This is a genomic window from Pseudomonas sp. H9, from assembly GCF_004353925.1.
Lineage (GTDB): Bacteria > Pseudomonadota > Gammaproteobacteria > Pseudomonadales > Pseudomonadaceae > Aquipseudomonas.
Window position 1 is genome coordinate 178,964 of record NZ_SMOK01000023.1, and the last position, 17,087, is coordinate 196,050.

At 45.5% G+C, this 17,087-nt stretch carries 16 protein-coding genes; all 16 read left to right on the forward strand.

The window, feature by feature from the left end; translation table 11 throughout:
• The 16 genes from E1573_RS18415 (at position 1) to E1573_RS18490 (ending at position 16,848) form a co-directional block, all read left to right on the forward strand.
• Positions 1-744, forward strand: a complete 744-nt coding sequence (locus tag E1573_RS18415; protein ID WP_133216006.1) for an oxidoreductase — start codon at positions 1-3, stop codon at positions 742-744.
• Positions 741-1,745, forward strand: a complete 1,005-nt coding sequence (locus E1573_RS18420) for a Gfo/Idh/MocA family oxidoreductase (RefSeq protein WP_133216007.1) — start codon at positions 741-743, stop codon at positions 1,743-1,745. Before E1573_RS18415 ends, E1573_RS18420 begins: the two co-directional genes overlap by 4 nt.
• A 14-nt stretch (positions 1,746-1,759) precedes the next feature.
• Entirely contained in the window at positions 1,760-2,701 is a 942-nt protein-coding gene (locus tag E1573_RS18425) for a Gfo/Idh/MocA family oxidoreductase (protein WP_133216008.1), read from the forward strand.
• On the forward strand, positions 2,691-3,956 hold the full coding sequence (locus E1573_RS18430) for a hypothetical protein (protein WP_133216009.1): 1,266 nt from the start codon (positions 2,691-2,693) through the stop codon (positions 3,954-3,956). The genes E1573_RS18425 and E1573_RS18430 overlap by 11 nt, the downstream gene beginning before the upstream one ends.
• Positions 3,953-4,633, forward strand: a complete 681-nt coding sequence (locus E1573_RS18435) for a hypothetical protein (RefSeq protein ID WP_133216010.1) — start codon at positions 3,953-3,955, stop codon at positions 4,631-4,633. The genes E1573_RS18430 and E1573_RS18435 overlap by 4 nt, the downstream gene beginning before the upstream one ends.
• Before the next feature lie 12 nt (positions 4,634-4,645).
• Positions 4,646-5,893 carry a hypothetical protein gene (locus E1573_RS18440; RefSeq protein WP_133216011.1) on the forward strand — a complete coding sequence of 416 codons (1,248 nt, stop codon included), beginning with the start codon at positions 4,646-4,648 and terminating at the stop codon, positions 5,891-5,893.
• Between the two features lie 2 nt (positions 5,894-5,895).
• Positions 5,896-7,035, forward strand: a complete 1,140-nt coding sequence (locus E1573_RS18445) for a hypothetical protein (RefSeq protein ID WP_133216012.1) — start codon at positions 5,896-5,898, stop codon at positions 7,033-7,035.
• Positions 7,036-7,081: 46 nt separating this feature from the next.
• Positions 7,082-8,200: a GDP-mannose 4,6-dehydratase gene (gene gmd / locus E1573_RS18450; protein WP_133216013.1), complete on the forward strand. Its 1,119-nt coding sequence runs from the start codon at positions 7,082-7,084 to the stop codon at positions 8,198-8,200.
• A 2-nt stretch (positions 8,201-8,202) separates the two neighbouring features.
• Positions 8,203-9,177 (forward strand): GDP-L-fucose synthase, encoded by a 975-nt coding sequence (locus E1573_RS18455; RefSeq protein WP_133216025.1) that lies wholly within the window; start codon positions 8,203-8,205, stop codon positions 9,175-9,177.
• Position 9,178: 1 nt separating this feature from the next.
• Positions 9,179-9,649, forward strand: coding sequence for a GDP-mannose mannosyl hydrolase (locus tag E1573_RS18460; RefSeq protein WP_133216014.1), 471 nt, complete (start codon positions 9,179-9,181; stop codon positions 9,647-9,649).
• 22 nt (positions 9,650-9,671) lie between these two features.
• Positions 9,672-11,087: a mannose-1-phosphate guanylyltransferase/mannose-6-phosphate isomerase gene (locus E1573_RS18465; protein ID WP_133216015.1), complete on the forward strand. Its 1,416-nt coding sequence runs from the start codon at positions 9,672-9,674 to the stop codon at positions 11,085-11,087.
• 4 nt (positions 11,088-11,091) lie between these two features.
• Positions 11,092-11,862 (forward strand): glycosyltransferase family 2 protein, encoded by a 771-nt coding sequence (locus E1573_RS18470; protein ID WP_133216016.1) that lies wholly within the window; start codon positions 11,092-11,094, stop codon positions 11,860-11,862.
• On the forward strand, positions 11,859-12,818 hold the full coding sequence (locus E1573_RS18475; RefSeq protein ID WP_133216017.1) for an SDR family oxidoreductase: 960 nt from the start codon (positions 11,859-11,861) through the stop codon (positions 12,816-12,818). The genes E1573_RS18470 and E1573_RS18475 overlap by 4 nt, the downstream gene beginning before the upstream one ends.
• Complete coding sequence (locus E1573_RS18480) at positions 12,815-13,837, forward strand: glycosyltransferase family 4 protein (RefSeq protein ID WP_133216018.1); 1,023 nt, start codon at positions 12,815-12,817, stop codon at positions 13,835-13,837. The genes E1573_RS18475 and E1573_RS18480 overlap by 4 nt, the downstream gene beginning before the upstream one ends.
• A gap of 104 nt (positions 13,838-13,941) precedes the next feature.
• The gene (locus E1573_RS18485) at positions 13,942-15,936 is read left to right on the forward strand and encodes a nucleoside-diphosphate sugar epimerase/dehydratase (protein WP_133216026.1); all 1,995 of its coding nucleotides are present in this window, start codon (positions 13,942-13,944) and stop codon (positions 15,934-15,936) included.
• Between the two features lie 162 nt (positions 15,937-16,098).
• Positions 16,099-16,848, forward strand: a complete 750-nt coding sequence (locus tag E1573_RS18490) for a metallophosphoesterase (protein ID WP_133216019.1) — start codon at positions 16,099-16,101, stop codon at positions 16,846-16,848.
• The last annotated feature ends 239 nt before the right edge of the window (positions 16,849-17,087 follow it).

The window sequence follows — 17,087 nt, forward strand, 5'->3', positions numbered from 1 at the left end:
ATGTTCATAGGCAAAAAGTTTCTGATCGTAGGCGCCGCAGGTCTATTAGGGAGAAAGCTGGTAAAGCATCTGATAGAGCAAAATGCGCTAGTGGTAGCCGTTGACATTGATTTTGAAAAGCTGCAGAGCCTTTATGCGCAGGAGACAGCTGTTGAGATTGAGGCCCTTAATCTCAACGATGAACAGCAGGTCATCAGTTTTTTTGGTGATAGGTCCGATCTCGATGGGGGCGTTAACTGCTCCTATCCGCGTAATTCCAAGTATGGCGCGCATTTTTATGATGTGGATCTCGCAAGTTTTAACGAAAATATTTCGTTGCACTTGGGTGGTTCATTTTTATTAATGCAGCAAGCGGCCGTTTATTTTGAGCGTGTAAAAACACCATTTTCTCTAGTTAATATTGCATCAATATATGGTGTCGTGGCGCCGCGCTTTGATATATACGACGGGCTCAAGATGACAATGCCTGTCGAGTATGCGGCCATTAAGTCCGCGTTAATTCACCTTAGCAAATATGTAGTTCGCTATGTAGGGTGCAGTGATTTCCGCTGCAATGTTGTTAGCCCTGGGGGACTATTCGACCACCAGCCAGAGTCCTTCCTTGAGCGCTATAAACAACATAGTCTGAGTAAAGGGATGCTCGATGTTGAAGATGTGCTTGGATCAATCGCCTTTCTGCTAAGTGATCAGTCTAAATATGTAAATGGTCAGAATTTAGTGGTGGATGATGGGTTTTCGCTATGAACCAAAGCAAACGAGAGAAATCGAACTATCTTCTGGTAGGGGCAGGACAGTTAGGGACGCGACATCTCCAAGCGTTAGTTGGGAATGCGCGCAGATCTACTGCTATCCAAATTGTTGATCCTATCCAATCTTCTTTGGATCTTGCACGTGAACGCGCTGAATCGGTTGAAGATAGCTCAAGTAATGTGGAACTTTCCTATTTCCAAGAAATTGAGCATGTATGGCCAATAATCGATTTCGCTGTGATCGCTACTAACGCCAATTGCCGGCTTGAGGTCATACAACGGTTGTTGACGAAGTCTAGTGTAAAATATCTCCTGCTTGAAAAAATTCTGTTCCAGTCTGCGGATCAACTTGATCAGGCGCTTGAATTAATTGCGAAATTCGAAATTGGCGCGTATGTTAACTGCCCCCGCCGGATGTTTCCAATCTACCAAGAGTTGTACGACTACCTTAAGGGCTCTAAACGGCTCGTTCTAACTGTTGAAGGTGATGATTGGGGCCTGGCCTGTAATGCTATTCATTTTATTGATCTATGGTCTTATCTGACAGGGTGCATAGATTATGATATCGATCTCTCTGCTTTGAATACCAAGGTTATTGATAGCAAGCGTTCAGGCTATAAGGAAATCACAGGGACTCTGCGGGGAAATGCGGCGGAGCACTCATTTCATTTGACTTCTCGAGCATTAGAGGCTGAGGAGAAAAAGCCGTTGACGGTTCGGATTGAGACCGAGAGCTTAGTGATTAATATTCTCGAATCTCAAGGGGTTTGTCGAATTCTAGATTCGACAGGACAAGTTGAAATGGAGAAAAGATTCTCGGTTCTCTACCAGAGCCAACTCACTCATCTCGTAGCCGATTCATTATTGCAGCACGGGCACTGCGAACTTACTTCTTTTGAGGACTCTGTCGCGCTGCATAGGCCACTGCTAACGGCTTTACTCGCATTTTTCAATGAGCACGACGACGTCGTGCGCGATCATTGTCCGATAACTTGATTATTAAGGTACCCATGATTCTTCTTATTGGCGCTGGCCCGATGGCTGTGCACTATGCAAATGTACTTAAAGGGTTGAAGAAAGAATTTCGTGTGGTAGGGCGAAGTCTTCAATCAGCGGAAACCTTCGAAAAGGCTACCGGTGTCACGCCCTCCGTCGGTGGGTTGGAGTCCTTTCTGAAAGGATGCGATGAAGTTATTGAGCACGCAATTGTCGCGGTGAGCGTTGAGCAATTGGAGGAGGCCACAAGACAGTTACTTATGCATGGCGTAACTCGTATCCTAGTTGAAAAACCAGGTGGTTTAACTCTCGCTTCCATCCATTCTTTGCAGGCGTTGGCGACTGAACGGAATGCTAATGTTTTCATCGCCTATAACCGGCGTTTTCTGTCCTCGGTACTCCTTGCAAAGGACATGATCGCTGACGATGGAGGTGTAACTAGTTTCATTTTCGAGCTTACTGAATGGTCCGACTCGATTGCTAAGATCCATAAGGCTGAAGGAGTAAAAGAGAATTGGTTCTTTGCAAATACTAGCCATGTTACTGACTTGGCTTTCTATTTGGGAGGGCTTCCTGAGGAGCTTTCTTGCTACGTTGCGGGAAAGTTAGATTGGCATTCCCGGGCCTCGAGATTTTTCGGTGCAGGTAAGACCAACTGCGGGGCGTTGTTTTCCTACTCCGGAGATTGGGACGCACCGGGGCGTTGGGCTGTTGAGGTCATGACATCAAAACGACGTTATATTTTCAAGCCGATGGAAAAGCTACAAGTACAAAATCGTAATAGTGTTGCTGTAGATTATTGTGAAGTGGATGATTCACTTGACCAGCAATATAAGCCAGGGCTGTTTTTGCAGGTAAAGCACTTCTTGGATGAAGATTTCAGTGCGATGTGTTCCTTACAAGAACACTTGGCCAGCAGTACCATGTATGCACGAATCGCGAATTATGATTGCTAGATTGAAACGCTGGGGGGAGGCCAGCGTGGGTGATATCCCAGAATTAAAAAGCGCATTGCGTTATGTGTTTTTTGTTTACAGTGAATTCGCTTTGGTTGCGTTGCTCACATTGTACTTTGTCAATACTGCGTCAGCTGAAGTATTGGCGGAGTCGAGCGTTACCTTTATTGTGATTTCCTACAGTGTGTTTCTTGCATTCGGATTTCACAATGGAGTAACACGGGATGGTTCTGTGGCCACGACACTTGAGCAGCGTAGTGAAATTTTAAGGCTGGAACTTCTGTTTTCTTTAGCGGTTGCTTTGATCCTTTGGAGTGTATCGCTTGTCTTTCATTCTGGCTTTTATTTGATGGTTGGAATGATGATCGGCGGGGCCAACCATTTAAAAGCAGCTTGTCAGGCAGTGTTTAGACTTAATGGTGAGAGTAACTATCTCAATCTTTTGAATGTGTCGTGTGCATTGGTTTTTTTCCTGCTGTTTGCGTTGACTCAAGGGCTGAATAGCTCTTTACCAATCGAGCAGGATTTTTTTCTTGCTTGGTTTTCTGCTACCACCATGGTGGTAGCGGTGTTCTATGTGGTTTGTGGAAGAAGAGTAGGCTTATTTAATCGTCGGCGTTATAATCGAAACTTGTTTTTAAAAATATTGAATGCTTCTAAGTTTATGTTTGTTATGGCTGTTGGAGGCGTCGTTCTATTGACCTCTGATCGAGTTATGTTAAACCTTCATAAGGCTGAAGAGGTAATTTTAGCCAAATTTCAATACATGGATACTTTGTCGAATATATATTTTCTTGGTCTTTCTGCGATATTGTACTACTTCACGCCAAACTTACTGCGGCGGTACAAGTCAGCGGGTGAAATTTCTGTGACGCATTTTCTACAGTCGATTAAGAAAATAACAGTGCTTTTAGGTTGCGTATTTCTGCTTTTTTTGGTGGCTGCGACAATCTTGTTATTTGTGCTGGGTCGACTTGACTCGATGATGTTTGAGTTAATGCTCTCAATGCTCCTCATGAAAACTTCATTGATCATGCTTGGGACTATATGTAATTTTTATTTGGCCAATGATGGTGAAAAGCGTTTGGCGGTATACTATGTTATTGCAACTTCTGTTTCTATACTAGTGACCCACCTGTTGGTTGGCCTGCTCTTGTCCAAAGAGGCGATTGTGTTTTTGCCTCTCTCAAACTGTATATTGATTATTGCGCTGTTTGGCGTTCTGCTCGTGCGCATCAAGGCAGTAAAAGTATGAAAACAGTTTTAATAATTACTGATTCTTTAGGCCTTCCTAGAGTAAAACCTGAACGCATTGCAGACGATGAATGCTGGGTCTACCGCCTTCAAGATTTATTTAATCAGAGGCTAAAGTTTCGTACAATTTGTACACCCGGCATGGATACTCGTCAGTTGCTTGTGGCTAGCCGAGATTACCATCAGGCTATAAATCCGGATCTGGTCATTCTTCAAGTAGGTATTGTGGACTGCTATCCCCGAGCACTTAAACGGGGTGAGGTGTCCCTTATAAAGCGCTTACCGAAAACGCTTAATATGATGCTGCATAAACTAGTTAAGCGCCATTACGGCTATTTGATTAAGCGCCGAAAAATACAATATGTTGGTGCGACCGAGTTCAGAAATAATTTATTGGAGGTGCGAAAAATTTTTCCTGGTTCACAGTTTCGCATTGTGCCAATTGCTCCGCCGTGCTCTGATTATAGAGCTAAGAACCCTTTGATTGAGATTGCTGTTAATAATTACAATAAAATATTTATGGATTTGTTTGGGTCTGAGGTTTTAGCTGATTGCTACGCGGATAGTGGGGATCGAATTTTTATGAGCGATAATCACCATTTGAATACGACAGGTCATGACCAAGTTTTTAATGTTTTGAGCCAGGTGTTGTATGAGTTTTCAGGTTCTAAGGCCTGATGGAGCAATAGAATGGTCTTGTTTACTGCGTTTATAATGGTTTTCGTCTATTTGGCTTTTCGGAATAAAAGCGCACTCGGCCCTTCTAATATTATTTTTTTGAACTATGCTCTGTACTTTGTATTTCCTGCTGTGCTGTTCTATTTTCTGGAAGCTGTAAGCTGGGAGTATGTTCTTCCGTGGGGCAAGACGAACGATTGGTCCGCACTATCTGAAACGGCAATACTGTCGTATCTTTATGTTTTTTTAATGTTTTTTGTATTTTCGCGCTTGCTCGAAATAGGAATTTGTCGCACGGCGGACGAAAATTTTTTTGAGAGCTATAGCGTACGGCCTTTAGCGTTTTTTATTTTTATATCTTTAATTTTTTTCGGAGCAGTGGCTTTTATTCAGGTTACAGGTGGGGTGGATCAATGGTTGGGGAGCTACAGTGATACGTACCTGAAAAACAAAAAAGGGTATGGGCTGCTTAATTTCTTGTTGATCGTCGGGTCGAATTTTTTGGCATTCGTGTTAGGTTTTTATTGGCGAGTTGAAAAGCGAGTCAGTTGGGTATTATTTTTGTATGCGTTCTCAGTTTTAGTGCTTTGTGCATACTTGCAAGGTATTAAGAGCAGGTTATTTTATTATGCAGTATTTTTTAGCGTTCCCTGGCTTGTTTATGCACGTATATCCATAGTCAAAGGGATAAGTGTCTTTATAGCATTTATGATTCTGTTCATGTTTTCGATGTATTTTAGGTCTAATGGTTTTTATAGTAGCCCAGAGATGTTGTTGGAGTATTTTTTAAGTTATTTCAATACAATATTTCTGCATGATAAAATTATTCAGGATATGAATCCTGAGTTTTTTCAAACTATAGGGTTTCCCATTAAAAAGTGGCTTACATTCGTGGGTATTCCTAGTGAAGACCACCTTCACGATATTAGCCGTTGGCTAACATCTATATATTTTCCCGCTCAGTGGTTTGAAGGTGGGGCTACGCAGCAGTGGCCTATTGAGACAGAACTTTACCTGAATTATGGGTATTATGTTTTTTGGGCGGTCCCGGTATTTTTGTACTCATTGTTTATGTGCGTTCTTTACTCCGTTCGCTTCAAGTTTGGTCCCGTGTTTATGTTTATCTATGTTTTGGGGTATTTGCATTTTTTGAGTGTGTTCCGTGGCAGCATGATAGCATGGATTGATTTGTTTTCTATGCTGGTCTATGTTTTTCTAATTGTTTTTGGACGTGCTTTGTTTGTCAGGGTTGAGTCATGATCATGTCTAATATGAAATTTAAAGATATTTCACGTGTTGTCTTTAATGCATATGTAAATGAAGTTTGCCTGGATATCGCGTTGCGCAATAAATTCCTTGCTAGCGAGCCCGCCGCAAGTTTTTTGCCTCGTTACAAGATGATGGTGGTTTTGCCATATTATAAGAAATACCCTTGTCTGATTTCGTTGGGGCTATGGGTGGCTATCGTAACTTTGTTACCGCTTTTATTTGTTGCTTCGGTTTTTTTTACATTGCTAGGTGTGCTATATGCGAGCTTTCGACGGCTGCCGCGATATGTGGATTTAGAAGAGGAAATTAGTTTTCCAGTCTCGAATAATTTTAAGTTGTATAACTACCTTTTTTCAGATTTCGATAGGCGACAAAGGTTTTTATGTCGGGGTACTTTTGCTTTCGTAAAATATTTTTCTGTTGTTGATTTTACTCGGGCATTTTTCGTAGTCCAGGGAGTGTTGTGGCGCTGTCTAATCAGGCGGTACGACAAAGATATTCGTTTTCGAGATGTAGCGCTCCATATGCGTGACCTCATCTCTATCAGTTGTTTTGCTATATTCGTAGCGAAACTTGATTTTTATGGGAAGCGTCCGATTACCGACAGCAATCTTCAACGATGGGACTTTATTATTAGTCACCTAGCGCCTCATTCCTCACTTATCCAGCATGCATTTATCCACGGAGATATAGAGTTTGAGGCTCCCTTTGGTCGGTTAGGCAAACTTTATGTATTCGATCAGTTGTTCGTAGAAGTTTTCTCGCGTTATTTTTCGATCGAGCAAATAGGGAAAGTCGCGCCGAAAATTAATATGTACCCGTGCTCCACATCTAAACCTACGCTATTCTTGGCATCTTCGGAGCCTTATTTGGATATCGAAATCGAATTTCTTCGTTTTGTGAAGGGGAATTTTGATTATTACGTTCTTGTAAAGTTACACCCGAAACATATTTACGGAGAAAAAGTTAATGCTCTAACTGAGATGGCTGATGAGTTGGTGGGGCGTTCGGATTTTCCCGATAGTGACTATATGGCCTCCTATGACTCGTTCCTTGGGTACGAGTATAAGTCGTTGGGCAAGCGAGTGCTATTCCTTAAAGAGGGATGGTCACTGAGTACTATTTCCTCGTAGTCATGTTTGGCTGCATATGTTAATGAAAGGTTTTCAGGTGCGAAATATGAAGAAAGCGCTAATCACAGGTATCACAGGTCAAGATGGCTCCTATTTGGCTGAGTTTTTGCTGGAAAAAGGCTATGAGGTTCACGGTATAAAACGTCGAGCGTCGTCTTTTAATACGCATCGTGTGGATCACATTTATCAGGATCCTCATGTGGATAACCGTAACTTTGTGCTTCATTATGGAGACTTGAGTGACTCTTCTAATTTAACACGTATAATCCAAGAGGTTCAGCCGGATGAGGTTTATAACTTGGGAGCACAGTCTCACGTAGCTGTAAGCTTTGAGTCACCCGAGTATACGGCCGATGTTGACGCAATGGGGACTCTCCGAATCCTTGAGGCGATCCGCCTGTTGGGGTTGGAGAAAAAAACTCGTTTTTATCAAGCTTCGACCTCCGAGCTATACGGACTAGTACAGGAGATTCCGCAGAAGGAGACTACTCCGTTTTACCCGCGTTCGCCTTACGCTGTTGCTAAGCTCTACGCTTACTGGATTACTGTAAACTACCGCGAAGCCTACGGTATGTATGCATGTAATGGAATATTGTTCAACCACGAGTCTCCCCGTCGTGGTGAAACTTTCGTAACTCGCAAGATCACGCGCGCATTGGCTAACATATCTCAAGGGTTGGAGCAATGCCTGTTCCTAGGGAATATGGATGCCTTGCGAGATTGGGGGCATGCCAAAGACTATGTTCGCATGCAGTGGATGATGCTCCAGCAGGATCAACCTGAGGACTTCGTCATCGCCACTGGTGTGCAGTATTCAGTGCGTGATTTTGTACGCTGGTCTGCAGCTGAGCTGGGTATTACTTTGCGCTTCGCGGGGACTGGTGTAGACGAATGTGCCGTTGTTGAACGGATCGATGGTGCATTGGCGCCAGCGCTGAATGTAGGTGATATTATAGTTCGCGTTGATCCACGCTATTTCCGCCCCGCCGAAGTAGAAACACTGCTGGGAGATCCTGCTAAGGCCAAACAGAAATTAGGTTGGGTGCCGGAAATCACTGTCCAGGAAATGTGTGCCGAAATGGTGCGTGAGGATCTAAAGGTGGCGCAACGCCATTCATTGCTCAAACAACATGGCCATGACGTACCAGTTGCCGTGGAGAATTGATGATGTCGCGTGATTTGAACCAGCGTATTTTTGTCGCCGGCCATCGCGGGATGGTTGGATCAGCCATCTTCCGATCTCTGCAGACCGCAGGCTACCGAGATATCCTATGCGCGGGGCGGGACGAACTCGATCTGCTTGATCAGCGCGCTGTGCGTGACTACTTTTCTGAAAACAAAATAGATCAGGTCTATTTGGCTGCAGCGAAAGTAGGTGGGATCCAGGCTAATAACAATTTTCCCGCTGAGTTTATATACGAAAACTTAATCATTGAGGCAAATGTCATTCAGGCGGCGCATCAGTCTGACGTTCAGCGTCTTTTATTTCTTGGATCTTCATGCATCTATCCCAAGCATGCGGAGCAGCCAATGAAAGAGCAGGCATTGTTGACTGGCACGCTGGAACCGACTAACGAGCCTTATGCAATTGCCAAAATAGCAGGTATCAAGCTGTGTGAGAGCTACAATCGGCAGTACGGGCGAGATTACCGCAGTGTCATGCCGACCAATCTATACGGTCCCCACGACAATTATCACCCGGAGAACAGTCATGTAATTCCAGCTCTATTACGGCGTTTTCACGAAGCCGTTCGGAGTGGCATCGCTGAAGTAGTAATTTGGGGAAGTGGTGACCCAATGCGGGAGTTTTTGCATGTTGATGACATGGCGGCAGCGAGCATCTATGTAATGGAGTTGGAGACTCGGGTCTATCAAGAAAGCACTCTGCCTATGCTGTCTCATATTAATGTGGGTACTGGCGTAGATTGCACGATTCGTCAGTTGGCTGAGACAATCGCCAAGGTCACAGGCTTTCAAGGTTCGCTGCGTTTCGATTCCTCCAAGCCGGACGGCTCACCTCGAAAATTGATGGACGTTTCGAGGCTACGCTCGTTGGGCTGGGAGGCTACAATAGGTTTGGAAGACGGCCTTCGTGATGCATATCTCTGGTTCGTCGATAATCAATTAGACGCACGAGGTTGACATGTTCCTGCCCCTGGAAACCTTCCGGACCATCGTTGCATCAACGCCGTTGATTGCAATTGATTTGATTGTTCGTAACTTGCAGGGGCAAATTTTGCTCGGAAAGCGTCTAAACAGGCCTGCTCAAGGTTCTTGGTTCGTCCCTGGTGGGCGGGTTCTGAAGAACGAGACGCTTGATGATGCGTTTGAACGCTTGACCCATTCAGAATTGGGGCGTAGCTATGAACGCAGCCAGGCTTCCTTTCTGGGCATTTATGAGCATTTTTATGAAGACAGTGTGTTCGGGCAAGCAGTAGCGGATCCCTCTTCCCACTACGTTGTTTTGGCTTATCAGTTGTTTGTTCCTGTCGGTGACATATTAGAGTTACCTGCCCAGCAACACGCCGAATACCGTTGGGATTCGATTCTAGAGTTGAACGCTTGTTCAGACACTCATGAAAATACCCGTGCATATCTTCTTTCATTGATCTAATAGAAGTCATAGGACGATTTTGATGCTTCTTCCGGTAATCATGGCAGGTGGCTCGGGCTCCCGCCTCTGGCCGCTGTCTCGGCAACTCAATCCCAAGCAGTTTTTGCCTATGGTGAGCTCCGAGCAATCGTTGCTTCAAGCGACGATAAAACGTTTGGAGGGCCTTGACATTGGATTGCCCATCTTGGTCTGCAACGAGCAGCACCGCTTTCTTGCCGCAGAACAATTGCGCCAACTTGGGATGGACGAAGCTCATATTCTTCTCGAGCCAGTGGGGCGCAATACCGCCCCCGCTATTGCTCTAGCTGCGTTGCAAGCAACAGCGGCGGGGGAGGATCCAATTCTGCTGATCTTGGCAGCGGACCATTTGATTCAAGACTTACCGGCTTTTCACACGAGTGTTCGAAGTGCGGCAGCATTGGCGGAAGAAGGCAAGCTTGTTACTTTTGGAATTGTGCCAACCCATCCTGAGATCGGATACGGGTATCTGGAGCAGGGCGAGTCGGTTTCTCACGGTGGCTTTAGCGTTTCTAGATTTATCGAGAAACCTGATTTGGCTACTGCAAAGACCTATTTGGCTACCGGTAGGTACCTCTGGAACAGCGGTATGTTCATGTTTCGCGCCAGCCGTTATTTACAAGAACTGGAACGATTCGCGCCCACTATTTTGGATGCCTGCCAAAAATCGTTTGCAAAAGTAGAACAGGACATGCATTTCACCCGAGTTGATGCCGATGCTTTCAGTTCGTGCCCAGAGAACTCCATAGATTATGCAGTTATGGAGCATACGGCAGATGCCGTAATGATACCTCTTGATGCGGGTTGGAGCGATATTGGCTCCTGGTCAGCGCTCTGGGAGGTAAATAATAAAGACAGCCTCGGAAATGTTCTCAAAGGCGATGTGATCCTAGAGCGTACACATGCTAGCTATGTGCATTCTACCCATCGTTTGATTGCGACAGTAGGTGTTGAGGATTTAGTTATTGTTGAAACCAAGGATGCGGTTCTGGTTGCTCACAAGGATGAAGTTCAAGATGTTAAAAAAATTGTCGATCAATTGAAAGCTAGCAAGCGCAAAGAACACACTAGCCATCGAGAGGTGTATCGCCCGTGGGGCGTCTATGACTCGATTGATAGTGGACCTCGCTATCAAGTAAAACGCATCACGGTAAACCCAGGCGCTAAATTATCAGTTCAAATGCATCACCATCGCGCGGAGCATTGGATCGTCGTCAGCGGAACTGCACGTGTGACAAATGGAGAAAAAACTTATTTGGTAACTGAGAATCAATCTACTTTTATTCCAATAGGTCAAGTTCATGCCTTGGAAAATCCGGGTGTTATTCCGTTGGAGTTGATTGAAGTTCAGTCAGGTGCGTATTTGGGTGAAGACGACATTGTCCGTTTCGAAGACAGATACGGCCGCGTAAAGGGATAATGGTTTGAAGATTTCAATTGTTACTGTTTCATATAATAGCGCAGCAACTATTCGGGACACTATCGAGTCGGTGCTTTCCCAGAGTTATAAGGATATTGAGTATATTATCGTCGATGGTGGCTCGAAAGACGGAACGATGACCATCGTTGAGGAGTATCGCGATAAAATTTCTTCGGTAATCAGTGAGCCAGATAAGGGTATCTATGATGCGATGAATAAAGGTATCGCTTTAGCAACTGGCGATGTTATCGGTATATTGAATTCTGATGATTATTATGAAGCTGACGACGCGGTCGAGGCTGTTGCTCTATCTTTCAGAGCAGCTCCTGAAAGTAGTGTCATTTTCGGTGATATTGTATTCGTGAGTCCGGATGACCTGACTAAGGTTACCCGATTTTATGGAGCAGCACATTTTCGCTCGTGGAAACTCAGGTTTGGGTGGATGCCCCCACACCCAGCAACATTCATACGTGCTGATGCTTATAAAATGGTAGGGCCATACTCATTGCAATACAAGATCTCTGCAGATTATGAGATGTTTGTTCGGTTGCTATTGGTTTGCAAGCAAAAATATACTCGTCTTGATAAAGTTATTGTTCGAATGCGGGCCGGTGGAGTGAGTACTTCAGGCTTTAAAAGCAGTATGCGTTTGAACTCAGAAATTGTTCAGGCCTGCCGTCGAAATGGTGTCTATACGAACTTGCTAATGGTTCTAAGTAAAATTCCGTTTAAATTACTCGAGTACGTTAAGCGCCCTCGCGGGAGTCACCAATGACAAATATCCTGTTGACGGGCGCGACAGGATTTGTGGGGAAGGCAGTTGCTGATAAAATTTATCAGAAAGACACTTTTCACCTCTCTGTAGTGGTGCGGAATGAGAACCAGCTACAAGACTATCCGAATCGGCACTTGATTCCGGATTTAAATGGGCACATCTCTTGGAAATCAGCGCTGGACGGGGTGGAAGTGGTAATTCATGCTGCCGCCAGAGTTCACGTCATGCAAGAGTCTTCCAGTGATCCGTTGACGGAGTTTCGAAAAGCCAATGTTGAGGGAACACTGAACCTAGCTCGTCAGGCCGCAGAAGCGGGTGTGAGAAGGTTCATTTTTATCAGTTCGATTAAAGTTAACGGGGAGCGAACTCAGCCAGGCAAACCATTTAGGCCAGATGATGATCCAGCTCCAAAAGATGCCTATGGCGTGTCCAAAATGGAAGCTGAGAGGGCGCTGCTTGAGCTTTCTGCGAAAGTTGATATGGATGTAGTTATTATTCGGCCGGTGTTGGTCTATGGGCCGGGCGTTAAAGCAAATTTCCTGAATATGATGAAGTGGCTAAATAGTGGCGTTCCATTGCCTCTCGGTGCTATTCATAATAAACGAAGCCTGGTTGCTTTGGATAATTTAGTGAGCTTAATCCTCACCTGCATTGAGCACCCAGCAGCAGGAAATAACGTGTTTTTGGTGAGCGATGGGGAAGATCTGTCGACTACTCAGTTGCTGCGTAGTATATCCAATGCTTTAAACAGAAAGGCTATTTTGCTTCCTGTCCCTTTGTGGGCCTTAAAGATGGCTGCTGTAATATTCGGTAGACGAGAATTCTCTCGGCGGTTGTGTAGTTCACTTCAGGTTGATATCGGTAAAACCTGTGATTTGCTGAATTGGCGTCCTGAGATCAAGGTTGATCAGGCTATTTTAAAAACAACAAAGCACTTCTTGGAATCTCGTAAATGATGTTGTGGCTTTTATTGACGATGGTGTTTTGTGCATCTTTGCTACTGACTTGGATTTTGCGTCGGTATGCGTTAGCTCGGAGTATTATTGATGTTCCTAATGCCCGAAGTTCCCATTCGGTACCAACGCCACGTGGAGGTGGGGTTGCCATTGTTTTGAGTTTTCTAGCAGTTCTGCCTTTACTGGCGCATAGTGGCTTTTTGCTGTGGGCACCTACTTGGGGCATGTTGGGGGCTGGAGCAGGGATAGCCCTTCTAGGGTTTCTGGACGATCATGGCCATATTGCAGCGCGCTGGCGGCTACTCGGTCATTTTTTAGCTTCTATATGGGCCTTGTACTGGCTGGGGGGGCTTCCTGGACTGCCTGTGTTTGGGTATCAAATTGAATTTGGCCGGTTTGGGCAGATTTTTACACTGTTCTACCTAGTATGGCTACTCAATCTTTACAACTTCATGGATGGGATCGACGGTATTGCTAGCATCGAAGCGCTGTGCGTTTGCTTTGGAGCGTCCCTTTTATATTGGCTGAACGGTTTTGATGCTCTCATCATTGCGCCGATGGTATTAGCAATGGCGGTAGCTGGTTTTCTGTTCTGGAATTTTCCACCAGCGCGAATCTTCATGGGAGATGCGGGCAGTGGCTTTTTGGGTATCATGCTTGGTTTATTATCTCTCCAAGCTGCCTGGGCTTCGCCTGATTTGTTCTGGGCTTGGTTGATTCTCTTGGGCGCCTTTATCGTTGATGCGACTTTGACACTGGTTCGGCGCTTGCTACGTGGGGATCGAGTCTATGAAGCCCATCGCAGCCATGCCTATCAGTTCGCCTCACGGAAACTGGGTAGACATTTGCCAGTGACTTTGGCCGTTGCCGCTATTAATATCTTCTGGTTACTGCCCATTGCAGCATGTGTTGTTATGCTCGGCCTGGATGGCGGGCTCGGCGTTGTGATTGCCTACCTACCTTTGGTGATCTTGGCTGTTAAATTTCGCGCAGGCGAACTTGAGACCTTTGAAGGGTGATCTGTTTTCGCTTCAACGCCTATTTTCGGGTGATGAAGCCTTGCGGTTACGTAAAATAGCGATGAATTTTGTCTTGGGAGCAACCTTAGGTGCGCGAAGGTTTTATGGATAGGTTGAGATCAAGCATGTTGGGGCTGCCGCGGGGGCAAAAGCGCGCACTTCAAGTCCTGATGGACGTCATCTTGGTTTGGATCGCTTTGTGGTTAGCTTTTGTCGTCCGGCTCGGGATTGACAATCTCATTAATCCGATCTCGAACCACCTTTGGCTTTTTGCGTCAGCACCTTTGATCGCGATACCGATTTTCATACGTTTCGGCATGTACCGTGCTGTTATGCGTTTCTTTGGCAACGATGCGCTCATAGCAATCTGTAAAGCGGTCAGTCTCTCGGCGCTGCTGCTTGCATTGGTGGTTTTTTGGTATAGCAACCACACAACGGTCGTACCTCGATCTATTGTGTTCAACTATTGGTGGTTGAGCATGGTCTTGCTGGGCGGGCTTCGTCTGATACTGCGCCAATATTTTATGGGGGATTGGTTCGCAGCTGTTCAGCACGTCCCGTTTACCAACCGGGATGATGGATTGCCCAAGGTTGCGGTTTATGGTGCAGGTTCCGCCGGTAATCAATTGGTAACGGCGTTGAGGATGGGAAGGGTGATGCGTCCCGTCGCTTTTATAGATGATGATCCAAGCATTGAAGATCGGACCATTTCCGGTCTTCAAGTATTCCAACCTAAACACATCCAGCGAATGGTAGATCTGACAGGAGCACAGGAGATATTACTCGCTGTACCATCGTCTTCACGTTCGCGCCGCCGAGAAATCTTGGAGTTCTTGGAAGGGTTTCCGCTGCACGTGCGTTCGGTTCCTGGCTTTATGGACCTCGCAAGTGGGCGTGTTAAAGTCGACGATATCCAGGAGGTGGATATCGCAGACTTGCTTGGGCGCGATGCCGTTCCAGCGCAAGCTGACTTACTTGAGCGTTGTATTGTTGGACAGTCGGTATTGGTGACAGGAGCAGGTGGGTCGATCGGCTCGGAGCTTTGTCGACAAATATTGAACTTGCGCCCTACTACACTTTTGCTATTCGAGCATAGTGAGTTCAATCTTTACAGTATTCTGAGTGAACTGGAGCAGAGAGTAGCACGTGAGTCGCTGCCTGTCCGTCTGCTGCCAATTCTCGGGTCAATTCGAAACCAAGACAAGCTTCTTGAAGTCATGAAAACTTGGCACGTGGATACCGTCTATCACGCCGCAGCTTACAAGCATGTCCCGATGGTTGAGCACAATATTGCTGAGGGCGTATTAAACAATGTGATTGGTACGCTGAATTCTGCTCAGGCTGCATTACAAGCTGGAGTCGCCAACTTCGTGTTGATCTCTACTGACAAAGCCGTGCGCCCCACGAATGTTATGGGAAGTACAAAGCGGCTGGCAGAAATGACTTTGCAAGCTTTGAGCCGAGAGATAGCTCCAGTGCTATTTGGCGATGAGAGCAATGTGTCTCAGGTCAACAAAACTCGTTTTACTATGGTTCGCTTTGGGAATGTTTTAGGGTCTTCAGGGTCCGTGATTCCACTATTTCACAAACAGATCAAGTCTGGTGGTCCTCTCACTGTGACCCACCCTAAGATCACCCGTTACTTTATGACTATTCCTGAAGCAGCCCAGCTCGTCATACAGGCAGGGTCAATGGGGCGGGGTGGGGATGTTTTTGTCCTGGATATGGGGGAGCCTGTTAAAATTGTAGAGCTGGCTGAGAAAATGATTCACTTGTCCGGATTGAGTGTTCGATCAGAAAAGAATTCACATGGAGATATCGCAATCGAGTTTACTGGGCTGCGGCCGGGCGAAAAGCTCTACGAAGAGCTTTTGATTGGAGACAATGTAATTGCAACTCAGCATCCGATGATCATGAGCGCTCAGGAGGACCTTCTACCTTGGGAGATATTGAAGGAAAGATTATCTGATTTGCTTGAGGCTGTTTCAGTAGATGATTATGTGTGGGTCCGAAAATTGCTCCGTGAGACAGTTAGCGGCTACAATCCCGATGGAGAAATCGTTGATTGGGTCTACCAGCAGCGCCGTTTGGAGCCATGAATTTGCTGAGTTTGACAGATTACGGTGGTCGGGTGATCAGGTTGATATAGTTAATCTTGTCATGGTTTCTGACCCCGTTGTGAAGTGTGGGATAAACTCCCTTCTTCCATATGTTCTGCTGAGAAAATTTTTATTTGGATGGCGTAGATTTATTTTTCAAAAATGGTCATTTTAAATTTAATTGAATCGCCAGCTGTAAAGTATTTCTCGGTCAATAAGCTAGGGCGTGACTTTGTTGTTGGTGATATACACGGTTGTTTCGATATTTTTGATCTTCTCCTGGAAAGGGTTTCCTTTAATTACTGCTACGACCGTGTATTTTCGGTAGGTGACCTTATTGACCGGGGGCCACATTCAGAGCGGGTAACAGATTGGTTGAATAAACCTTGGTTTCATGCAGTTCGTGGTAATCATGAGCAAATGGCGATCGATTGTATAGGTGGCTCAGGGGATATACCAAGGCACACCCGAAACGGTGGTGCGTGGCTCTATGATATGCCTAAACTGGCGCAGCTAAAAATATATTCTGCACTTAGTAGACTCCCGGTAATGATTGAGATCGAGCTATCGGGTGCCCGAAAAATTGGCATCGTGCATGCAGAAGTGCCCCTTCTGCACGATACGCATGGCTGGAGTGAAGCTAAGGAGTCAATTTCTCATGCTGCAGGCGCCCAAAATCAGGGCAGTGCATTAAAGCTGGCTTTGTACTCAAGATCAAAAATCGACAATAAAAACATAGCACCAGTTTCTGGAGTTGAAGAAGTTTATGTCGGGCACACAACAGTCCCTAAGGTGAAGAAATTGGGGAATGTTGTGTACATGGATACTGGTTGTTCTTTTGGTGATGGCGAATTGAGCCTTATTGAGTTGAATTCTGGTCTTATTGTTTCTGAGGCGATGCTTGGTCGTTAATATAATATATATTAATGCATAGTGACTTTTATTGTAACAATCAAACCCTCCGTCCAATTCAGTAACGTTTCCCCCACCCCAAAAATTTGACTCCCCCCCAACCCGTTCTACGGTTCAAAGGCAGCCAAGGAAAAGCTGCCTTCGAAACCACCCAGGAGTCTTACCCTCATGCGCAACACCATTCTGTCCTACCTGCTGCTCCCCCTGTTCACCAGCATCTCCTTCTCCCTAAGCGCAGC